Below are 10,385 nucleotides of genomic sequence, written 5' to 3' on the forward strand. Positions count from 1 at the left end.
CATGTCCCTGTCCATCTCAACACCAAATACTATGGCATGAGTCGCGTTATCGGATACATCTTGACCCCATACCTCCTTGGGCCTACCCCGGTGGGTGTAGTAATGTTCGGGCCTAACCTCTGTTATTCCCACAATATCCGCCCCAAAATAGCGGGTCCATTTTTTTATTTCTTCCGTTATCATCCCTATATCCAATTCTTTGGGTTTGACATCGGTTTTCTTCTCGGCAAGATGCTTTATATCTGACAAAAACGCAAAGCCGGCATTTCCCACAGGACTTTTTATTTCATCGAATTCTACAGTTCCGGGTTCTCCATAGCCAGGTCTTGAGCGCAGCATATCGTCAATGCCTTTTTTATCGGGATGATCCGAGTAGTATTTTTCATAAACCGCATCGCCTTTTTCATAACTAAGTCTCGAAAACATTATGTCTCTCTCATCAACCTTTTTCATGAGAATCCCCTTTCTATAAATACTATAATTATTATACATTATCATATCAAATGCTAAAAGGGATGGATTTTCAGAAAGCGTCTCACTATGCCTTTTAGCACTCCTTAAAAATATCAAAAAAAGTCACCGATAACTATCGGTGACCGAAAACTACTTTTATGCCATTCTAACTGCATTCATTGGGCAAACCTTAATGCACGCTCCACATCCGGTGCATTTTTCATGGTCCACCGTCGGCACTTCAGCTTTAAAAAACCCTATCTTCTTTTGGGTGACAGCATTCACCGGACAAACCCGTTTAACCGGACAAAAAGGTGACTGATCGCATTTCTTTGAATTTATTACTGCTTTTTTTGACATCTTATCCCTCCCAATCCTATATATCTACAATCCCAAGTACATACCCTCATGGGGTATACTATAACATGCATTCCACTGCTGCGCAAGTCCTTCTTATAACCATATGCTTATCTATTCCATTGAAACCACTTCATATCCGGCATCTTCAATGGCAAACCGAAATTCGGAATCCCCGACTTCCCTTAACATTCTAAGCTTTGCGCTTCCCTCTTCGATATCTACCACGACATTTTCGACTCCATCGATTTTAAGCAATGCATTCTTCACTCTCTTTTGGCAATGCTCGCACATCATTCCTTTAATCATAATTTTCTTGTTCATTTTTTTCTCCTTTTCGTTTGCTTTTTTCTTTAGTTTCTTCCAGCATAATATTTTCTATATACCCATTTCCGACATCCCATCAGAGCGATGAGACTGTTGCGAATTCAAGGCGTCAACAAAGCTCTGTTATGGGTTTTTGCAGTCAACGCTGAAATTGATCATTCTCGCCAGTCTGATTATGGTTTGAATTTTCGAAGACGTAACGCATTTCCCACAACCGAAACACTACTCATAGACATGGCCGCTGCAGCAATCATCGGATTAAGAAGCGGTCCCCCGAAAAGATGGAGCAACCCGGCAGCAATGGGTATTCCTGCTGTATTGTATGCGAAAGCCCAAAACAGATTTTGCTTGATATTACGAATTGTGCTTCTGCTTAGCTTTATTGCAGTTACAACATCTGTAATTTTGCTGTGCATAAGAACGATATCAGCAGATTCCATAGCCACATCTGTACCGCTGCCAATTGCAATTCCGATATCCGCTTGAGCAAGAGCCGGGGCATCGTTTATCCCGTCTCCAACCATTGCAACTATTTTCCCTTTACTCTGGAGCTTTCTGATTTCATCTGCCTTGTCTCCCGGAAGCACTTCCGCCAGAACAGATTTTATTCCAACCTTGTCCGCTATAGTCAAAGCCGTCTGCCTATTGTCGCCGGTAATCATGTAGACTTCTATTCCCAACGCCAAAAGTTCCTCGACGGCTTTTGCGCTATCTTCTTTTATAACATCAGCTATACCGAATACGCCATCTACAGAACCATCTATTGAACATATTACAGGTGTCTTCCCTTCCATCGAAAGTTTTTCCAGTGAATTCTCTATCGAATCTCCAAGCATGATGCCTCTGTCATCGAACAGCTTCCTGTTTCCGATTAGCACAGTTTTTCCTTCCACCTCGGCTTCAATGCCCTTTCCTGTATATGATTGAAAGACTTCCGGCCTCTTGAGTTCATACTCCAAAGATTCAGCCTTCTTGACTACAGCATCGCCAAGTGGATGTTCCGATACTCTTTCCGCTGACGCTACAATCCGAAGTATGTCTTCTTGCGATCTATCGCTAAAAACAAGAATATCCGTAACTTCCGGTTGGCCCTTCGTTATTGTACCGGTCTTGTCAAAAACAATTGCATTAATCTTGTGCGCAGTTTCAAGAGCCCCGCCACTTTTGATAAGAACCCCATAATCGGCCCCCTTGCCTGTTCCAACCATAATGGCAGTCGGGGTAGCAAGCCCCAAAGCACATGGACACGCTATTACGAGTACGGAGATGAAAATGGTCAATGAGAATACCGCTCCCTCTCCCGCTATATACCACGCCAGACCGGACAAAACCGCTGCCGACATGACTGCCGGAACGAAATAGCCTGCAATCACATCTGCCAGCCTTGCTATGGGAGCCTTGCTCCCCTGGGCCTCCTCAACAAGCTTGATTATCTGAGACAATACCGTATCCTTGCCCACCTTCTCAGCTTCGAATATGAGACTGCCGTTCTTGTTTATGCTTGCGCCGATGACATTGTCGCCAACATTCTTTTCTACCGGCAGGCTCTCTCCTGTCAGCATAGACTCATCTACTGAAGAATGACCACTTTTAACAATGCCATCCACCGGTATTTTTTCGCCCGGCTTCACTACAATAAGGTCTCCGCTCTCTACTTCGTTTATCGGAATCTCAATCTCTGAATTTCCATGCATAACGGTCGCCTGTTTCGGCTGAAGACCTGCAAGCTTCTTGATTGCCTCGGATGCTTTTCCCTTCGAGCGCGTTTCAAGAAACTTTCCAAACAGAATCAATGTTATTATAGTTGCAGCCGTTTCAAAATACAGCTGAGAGGCATACGTCGCGTCTCCAGTTGAAATACGAACAAGTGCGTAAATTCCATAAAGAAAAGCTGCGCTTGTACCAACCGCTATTAATGAATCCATATTGGGGCTGCCTTTAAATAAAGTCCTGAATCCGACAGTGTAAAATTTGTATCCCGCAGCCATCACCGGTATAACCAGCAATAGTTGCGCTACCGCAAAATTCATAGGGTTAGACATCGGATTTACCGCAGTCGGCAAAGCCATGCCAATCATATGACCCATGGATACATACAGAAGAGGCAAAGTAAAAATTGCCGAAACAATCAGTTTCGTTTTCATCGTCTTGATTTCTTTGTTTTTCCGTTCTTGATCTACGTCATGTTCAAATGATTCCTGCTCTATCTCGAGCGGAGTGTAACCGGCTTTCTTTATGGCCGCTTTTATTTCAGAAAGCCTCACGACCTTGCTGTCATACATTATTGTCACCTTCTCAACCGCAATATTAACATCTGCAGACTCGATTCCCGCAAGTTTGTTGATCGCCCGATCAACAGCAACTACGCAAGAGGCTCATGTCATTCCCTCCACGGGAATGACAACTTTCCTTATTTCCTTATCCTCTAAAGCCCTATAACCCGCTTTAGCAACCGCTTCAAATATTGCTTTTTGACCAATCTTTGTTTCATCATACTCAATCGTCATCTTCTCTACTGCCAAGTTGACTTCAGACTTTGATACACCTTCAAGCTTGCTAGTGGATCTTTCAACGGCCGCCGAACATGCCGAACAGGTCATACCCTCTATCTTAAATGTTTTTTTCATTTGCACACCTCACTTTTATGCTTATTAATATTTACCCTAATAGGCAAATGATACTCATTGATAGTATCTTTACAGTTCAATTATAGAGTCATGCAATACAGCCGCGGCTTCATAAAAATAAAAAATCTCAGCGTAGATAATTATTTCCCTATATTATTTGCTCTGGCATAATAGAAAAGATACTGTTGTGCAAAACCCTTCATATCTCCGAAGTATTCTTCAGCAAAACGATTGATTGCTTCCGGAGTACTTTTTGGAGGGAGATAGAAATACTCCATCGTCCTCTTAACCCATACATCTACCGGAAAGGTATCCATCTTTTCCATGGAGAAAAGCAGTATGCAGTCTGAAACCTTTGGCCCTATTCCTTTAAGTTCGATGAGTTTTTCTCTAGCATCTGCCGTATCCATTTTGCAAAGGGATTCAAGCCACTTGCCTTTTCCAGAAATAACTTTTGCAGCATTTTGAATATATTCATCCCTATAGCCCGCTCCGCAAGCTCGAATATCTTCTGCCTTAAGCATTGCCAATCGCTGCGCTGATGGAAACCCATAACGCCTCTTTCCCATGAATACTCCAAGATCATCTCCATAATTCTCGCTCAAAGCCTCTACAATGCCTTTTATACGGCCAATTCCGTTGTTTGCAGAAATTATGAATGAAACCAAAGTCTCCCAAGGATCCTGATTAAGAATCCTTATCCCATGGCCAAAGGCAACAGCCTTGTTCATAGTCTCATCAAGCTCGGAAAGCCTGTTTTCAATCATGGAGTAGTCTCTTTTCAAATCGAAATAGTTCTCCCATATATTATAAAAATCCTCTTCGTCAACATTTCGAAAGATTATAGTTTTACCTTCCTTTTGCACATTAAGAACTTTCCCATGGGCTACTCCCGTATAACTTCCGTCATCTTCCATGTTCCAACGGAAACATTGTCCACATTCGAAGATATGAAACGGCTCGAAGTCAACTATTTCTTTTTTTATTATCTTTTCATCTGACGGCATATAGTTCAACCCTTTCATTACACTTTTTCCCGACGGGAATTAGAACAGTCCTCAGCCACCGGATGAAGTGCTGCATGTTCCATTTGAGGAATTCTTTGATATGAATCCGGAAACAAGTTTTACAGATTCCGTTTTTCCGCAATACGGACAACTTTTCATTTCGTTTCTTTCTGAAATTGAAGATATCTTGTCAAATGTTTGTCCGCATACTTTGCACCGATATTTATAAATTGGCATACAATGCACCTCCTTGTAGTTATTTTATACCCCCGCAGTGTATCTTTCAACAAAATAATAATTTACGTCAAAAAGCCGACTCCCATGTATGGAGCCGGCTTCACATTTAAAAGTATTCTTATTGTTCCTTCGTTCTCAACAATCTGTAGCTTAAAGCAACCAAAAGGAATGCAGGTACAAGCATTATTTGCGTAGCCGCAGTCAATCCATAAGCGTCTGAAATCCTACCAATCAGAAGAAGCCCCATTGCTCCTATTCCACCTGCAAATCCCATGACCCATCCATAGCTTGTACTCGTTTGGTTCGGCATTAAATCGTGAGAAATGATTACTATAGGAGTATTGCTTGCACTAAGAACTCCTCCAATAAGTATAAATGCCCCTGCTGCCAAAAGACCATCACTGAAAATAATCGCCAGCATCAATCCTCCCACAAATCCATTGAATATCATCAAACTTGTCCTGCTTCCGTAGCGATCATTCATGAAGCCTCCAAGCATTGTGCCTACGGGAACCATGAAAAGATTCAATGAAAGAAGCACTACCGCCATCTTTAATTCTAGCCCTTTCATAATCAAAATCTGTATGCCAAATGCCGTTAGACCCCTTCTTATAAAATTCTTGTTTACCGATATCAGGCAAAGTACAAGCAGCTTTCTAATACTCGCAACCAGTGAACCCTTTACCTTTTCCGTCTTACGGGGTGCTTCGGCCTTCAATTTCACTTCTTGGATTCCCGACCAATACAAAAAACCGGCAATTGCAATACCTGGAATTACGAGAAAAACAAGACTTTTAAGTCCGTAGCTATGAACGAGTGGCAGCGCCACAGCCGGTGCAACGGCTGCTGAAAGACCACCTATGGTCATGAATATGGACAATATCTTCCCTTTTGATTTTCTCCCCAGCTTTACTACCGTTGATGTTCCCAATGGATGGAAAAGAGCCGAAGCTAGAGCTCCAAGAGCAACCACAGCTAAAAGCAGATAATAATTCTGCACTAATCCGGCTATGCTCATCCAAAACGCGACCCAAATAACCGACAAAATAAGCAGGTATGGTTTTCCATGCCTGTCGACAAAACTGCCCACAAATGGTTGAGCAAAGGATCCGAAGCTTGTTATGACAAAAGCCAACATTCCCTGCTGCGTCATGCTAAGTCCAAGGCTCTCCGCAAAAACAAAAGAAATCGGTGGAATAAGTCCCACATAAAAATCGTTCATGAAATGGCCGGCAGATAAAGCCGCCAGCTTTTGAAATCTTTTTTTAATCGGTTCAGCAGCTTTTTCTTTTTTTGATTGAGTATCCATTATTTAATCCTTTCAAAAACAATATGTGCTTATTCTATCATATAATGCATTGAGAACACCTATCGTTTAATTAATGTCGATAATAATTGAAGCGCATGGTAAATGACTCGAAAAAACTGCATCCTGTGGATAAACCCTTAAATCATATAAAAGCTTTCAACAAAATCCATTTTTGTGTGGATATCGTTCATATACAGCTCCAAAACTTCGCTAAATCTGCAGTCCGTACATGTCCTCGAGCTTCTCGATCAGATATAAATGGGCATCATCAAGCCCTTGGTTGTATATGTCCGGTCCAAGCTTTTCTATAAAGAAATCAAGAATCAGCAATGCTCCCAAATCTCCCAAATCTTCATCTCTTTCCTCTAAAAAGAATTTCTTAATGTCGCCTATCATGTTTTTTTTCTTATCGTCCTTTAAAACAATTCTGCTTTCCTTCATTATCAACAACCCCCTTAGTGCGATGTATACGGAAAAGCCTTTATTACAAATCTCTATATGTATAATTTATCATACATATCATATTTTACTTACATTGCAGCAATTCAATTGATTGTTTTCAGCAATGAAATTCCCGCGTGACGCCTTCTTTCTACAGCATCCGCGGGAAAAATTCAATTGATTTTATTTTAATATTTCCACATATTTATACGCATAGCTGAGATCTTCGAACCCGAGTTTCTTGTAAAAAGCCTTCGCATTGGTTGTTTTAAGTCTCCATTGCGGAATTTCAACCAAATCGGGGTGTTCCAAAATACTTTCGATTAGCCAACTCCCGAAGCCCTTCCCCTGGAAATTGTCGTCTATAACCACATCGCTTATATAAGCAAATGTTGCATAATCAGTTATTACTCTAGCAAATCCTATTTGCCAGTCATCGTACAAAATTCCAAAACACATGGCATTCTCGACGGACTTCTCTATTATTGCTTTAGGCCTGTCACTGGCCCAATGCGTGGACCACAGAAGCTTGCAAATGTGGTCAATATTCATTTCCGCTTTATTCGTTGTCATTGTATATTCGGGTTCGATTTTTAGCGCCAACATAGGAATTCCTCCGATTTCAAAATACTATTTCGTATTATTATATATTGCGTTGTATATTTATGCAAGTTTATTTACGATTTTTCCACTAATCCTTGGTAAAGGGTTAGTGGAATAATGTTCAAATCAAAACGGACAGGCAATGCCTGTCCGTTTTGATTTAGTCTTGACTTCATTTGACACTCTTTTCTACTTTTAATAATATTTCGTTTCTCCTCATGAATGGAGGCGTTATGAGCGGATTATATCTTGCAACGATTGCAAATTATCATTCAATTCTTTCTCATATGATCTTGTTGTTTCCGTATTCATCGGATACACACCTTCCAACGGATATCGAACTCCCATTGCCTCATACTTGGATACACCCAATGTGTGATACGGCAATAGTTCAATCCTTTCAACGTTTTCAAAGCTTTCTATAATTCTCCCTAGTTTTTTCATATGCCCTGAGCTGTCTGTCTTACCCGGAACAACCACATGCCTTAGCCACACTTTCTTTCCGGATTTTCTGACTTCATCCGCAAACCTATGGAATTCGTTAATGTCGCCTCCAGTAAGCTGCTTGTATCCCCGGCTGTCAACATGCTTTATATCCAATATTACAAGATCCGTATACTTTAGAATTTCGGCATAGCGCCCAATGCCGAAGCCTGCAGTATCAACCGCTGTATGGATACCTGCCGCCTTGCATTTCCTTAAGAAATTAATCAAAAAATCCGGTTGCATAAGCGGCTCTCCACCTGAACATGTGACACCGCCTCCGGAACGGTCGAAATAGGGCTTGAATCGCAATGCTTTTTTAAGCAGCTCATCCGCTTCCGTTTCTGTTCCGCCTCCCATACTCCATGTATCCGGGTTGTGGCAATAGGCACATCTCAAACGACAACCCTGCAAAAATGCAACAAAACGAACTCCCGGACCATCGCGCAGTCCCAATGTTTCTATGGAATGGATTTTTCCTTTCATGGCAGGTTCCTCCTTAAAGACTTTCGTGAAATGTTCTTTGCAATACTTCCATCTGCTGTTTTCTTGTCAGTCTATTAAAATGCACCGCATATCCCGAAACCCTTATTGTCAGGGATGGATATTTTTCAGGATGATCCATAGCCTCAAGCAATATCTCTCTATTCATAACATTTACATTCAAGTGATGGGCTCCCTGACTGAAGTAGCCGTCGAGTATCCATGCAAGATTGCATTTTCTGTCTTTCTCCTCATTGCCTAAAGCGGCAGGAACTATCGAGAATGTATTGGAAATTCCGTCTTCACAGACACTTCTATAAGGAATTTTTGCCACTGAATTAAGCGAAGCCAAGCTTCCGCTCATGTCTCTTCCATGCATTGGATTGGCCCCGGGAGCAAATGGCTCGCCAATCTTTCTTCCGTCGGGTGTAGAACCTGTTTTTTCCCCATACACAACGTTAGACGTAATTGTCAATACGGAAAGCGTATGCCTAGCCTTCCTATAAGTTTCATGCTTTTTAAGCTCGTCTGAAAACTTCTTCACTATCTCAACAGCCAAATCATCAACGCTGTCATCGTCATTTCCGTATGCCGGATAATCGCCTTCTATTTCAAAATCGACTGCAATTCCGTTTTCTCTCACTGCCCTAACTGAGGCATATTTTATAGCGCTTAGCGAATCCGCCGCGACCGAAAGTCCTGCTACTCCGAATGCCATGAGTCTCTCTACTTCCGTGTCGTGAAGGGCCATTTGTCCGGCTTCATAAGCGTATTTATCATGCATGTAATGTATTATATTCATCGTGTTAACATAGAGCTCTGCAATCTTTTCAAGCACCTTGAAATAATTCGCTTTTACCGTTTCAAAATCAAGCAGTTCATCTTTTATCGGCTCAATACCCTCAAGTATCCTGACTCCCTTTATCTCGTCGATACCGCCGTTTATGGCGTACAGGAGGGATTTTGCAAGGTTGCATCTGGCTCCGAAGAACTGCATCTGCTTACCTATGGTCATTGCGGAAACGCAGCACGCTATTCCGTAGTCGTCTCCGTACACCGGTCTCATTAGCTCATCGCTTTCGTATTGCAGCGCCGCGCTTTTTATTGACATCTCCGCGCAATAAGTTTTGAATGCCGCAGGCAGCCTTTCCGACCACAAAATAGTCATATTTGGTTCCGGTGCCGGGCCTAGGTTGTCTAAAGTATTAAGAAATCTGTAGGATGTCTTGGTAACAAGGGTTCTTCCGTCGATTCCCATTCCCCCGATTGATTCCGTAATCCAGTTAGGGTCGCCGGCAAATAGTTCGTTGTAGTCGGGTGTCCTCAGGTGTCTTGCCATACGCAATTTGATAACAAACTGATCTATCAATTCTTGCGCTTGCTTCTCAGTCAATAAACCCTTTTCAATATCCCTATTGATATAAACATCCAAGAAAGTGCTGGTTCTCCCTAGCGACATCGCCGCTCCATTATTTTCCTTAATCCCCGCCAAATAGCCGAAATAAAGATATTGAACGGCTTGACCCGCAGTTTCTGCCGGCGACGAAATATCAATATCATAGGCCATCGCCATCTTCTTAATGTCTTCCAAAGCGCGTATTTGCTCGGACAATTCTTCTCTTAGGCGAATCGTTTCTTCTATCATAGGTAAATCGAGCATTTCTTTATCGTGTTTTTTTTGCTCAATCAAAACATCAATCCCGTAAAGAGGAATACGCCTGTAGTCGCCGATTATCCTTCCTCTTCCATAGGCATCCGGCAATCCCGTCAATAGCCCAGCGCTTCTCGCTTTTCTCATCTCCGGAGTATATACGTCGAAGACACCGTCGTTATGGGTTTTTCGAACCCTTTTTAAAAGCGAAAGTGTTTCCTCATTAAATGCATATCCATAGTCTGCAAGCGCCTCGTCAGCCATTCTTAGCCCGCCGTTGAAATTAACCATTCTCTTGAGCGGCGCATCAGTTTGAAGACCTACGATACTTTCGTTTTCCCGATCTATATAACCGGCCCCAAAATTGTTGATTCCTGAAAAATGCTCGGTATCTATATCCAGAACAC

Annotated in this window: 11 protein-coding genes and 1 pseudogene; all 12 read right to left on the bottom strand. The window is 42.1% G+C overall.

The window, feature by feature from the left end; all coding sequences use genetic code 11:
- The coding region (locus JJE29_08040) for a 4Fe-4S ferredoxin (protein MBK5252563.1) at nt 1–453 on the bottom strand (453 nt) is incomplete at its 3' end.
- 156 nt (nt 454–609) lie between these two features.
- Nucleotides 610–813: a 4Fe-4S binding protein gene (locus JJE29_08045; protein ID MBK5252564.1), complete on the bottom strand. Its 204-nt coding sequence runs from the start codon at nt 811–813 to the stop codon at nt 610–612.
- A 111-nt stretch (nt 814–924) separates the two neighbouring features.
- Entirely contained in the window at nt 925–1,134 is a 210-nt protein-coding gene (locus JJE29_08050) for a heavy-metal-associated domain-containing protein (protein ID MBK5252565.1), read from the bottom strand.
- A gap of 176 nt (nt 1,135–1,310) precedes the next feature.
- Nucleotides 1,311–3,764, bottom strand: a pseudogene (locus JJE29_08055) (copper-translocating P-type ATPase).
- Between the two features lie 140 nt (nt 3,765–3,904).
- Nucleotides 3,905–4,789, bottom strand: a complete 885-nt coding sequence (locus JJE29_08060; protein MBK5252566.1) for an 8-oxoguanine DNA glycosylase — start codon at nt 4,787–4,789, stop codon at nt 3,905–3,907.
- A gap of 33 nt (nt 4,790–4,822) precedes the next feature.
- The gene (locus tag JJE29_08065; GenBank protein MBK5252567.1) at nt 4,823–5,008 is read right to left on the bottom strand and encodes a zinc ribbon domain-containing protein; all 186 of its coding nucleotides are present in this window, start codon (nt 5,006–5,008) and stop codon (nt 4,823–4,825) included.
- Nucleotides 5,009–5,126: 118 nt separating this feature from the next.
- A complete protein-coding gene (locus JJE29_08070) occupies nt 5,127–6,317 on the bottom strand; it encodes an MFS transporter (GenBank protein ID MBK5252568.1) in 1,191 nt (396 codons plus the stop codon).
- A gap of 210 nt (nt 6,318–6,527) precedes the next feature.
- Nucleotides 6,528–6,758: a DUF2164 domain-containing protein gene (locus JJE29_08075; protein ID MBK5252569.1), complete on the bottom strand. Its 231-nt coding sequence runs from the start codon at nt 6,756–6,758 to the stop codon at nt 6,528–6,530.
- 183 nt (nt 6,759–6,941) lie between these two features.
- Nucleotides 6,942–7,364 (bottom strand): GNAT family N-acetyltransferase, encoded by a 423-nt coding sequence (locus JJE29_08080; GenBank protein ID MBK5252570.1) that lies wholly within the window; start codon nt 7,362–7,364, stop codon nt 6,942–6,944.
- Nucleotides 7,365–7,533: 169 nt separating this feature from the next.
- A complete protein-coding gene (locus tag JJE29_08085) occupies nt 7,534–7,620 on the bottom strand; it encodes a heme-binding protein (GenBank protein ID MBK5252571.1) in 87 nt (28 codons plus the stop codon).
- A complete protein-coding gene (gene pflA, locus JJE29_08090; GenBank protein MBK5252572.1) occupies nt 7,593–8,330 on the bottom strand; it encodes a pyruvate formate lyase-activating protein in 738 nt (245 codons plus the stop codon). Before pflA ends, JJE29_08085 begins: the two co-directional genes overlap by 28 nt.
- Before the next feature lie 13 nt (nt 8,331–8,343).
- On the bottom strand, nt 8,344–10,385 hold a 2,042-nt coding region (pflB, locus tag JJE29_08095; GenBank protein MBK5252573.1), incomplete at its 5' end, for a formate C-acetyltransferase.

It is taken from the genome of Peptostreptococcaceae bacterium (assembly GCA_016649995.1).
Classification (GTDB): domain Bacteria; phylum Bacillota; class Clostridia; order Peptostreptococcales; family BM714; genus BM714.

Excerpts from the sequence above, each read along its gene's own strand:
- JJE29_08045 (MBK5252564.1), bottom strand. The coding sequence starts at position 813 with ATGTCAAAAAAAGCAGTAATAAATTCAAAGAAATGCGATCAGTCACCT.
- JJE29_08050 (MBK5252565.1), bottom strand. The coding sequence starts at position 1,134 with ATGAACAAGAAAATTATGATTAAAGGAATGATGTGCGAGCATTGCCAA.
- JJE29_08060 (MBK5252566.1), bottom strand. The coding sequence starts at position 4,789 with ATGAAAGGGTTGAACTATATGCCGTCAGATGAAAAGATAATAAAAAAA.
- JJE29_08065 (MBK5252567.1), bottom strand. The coding sequence starts at position 5,008 with ATGCCAATTTATAAATATCGGTGCAAAGTATGCGGACAAACATTTGAC.
- JJE29_08070 (MBK5252568.1), bottom strand. The coding sequence starts at position 6,317 with ATGGATACTCAATCAAAAAAAGAAAAAGCTGCTGAACCGATTAAAAAA.
- JJE29_08075 (MBK5252569.1), bottom strand. The coding sequence starts at position 6,758 with ATGAAGGAAAGCAGAATTGTTTTAAAGGACGATAAGAAAAAAAACATG.
- JJE29_08080 (MBK5252570.1), bottom strand. The coding sequence starts at position 7,364 with ATGTTGGCGCTAAAAATCGAACCCGAATATACAATGACAACGAATAAA.
- pflA (MBK5252572.1), bottom strand. The coding sequence starts at position 8,330 with ATGAAAGGAAAAATCCATTCCATAGAAACATTGGGACTGCGCGATGGT.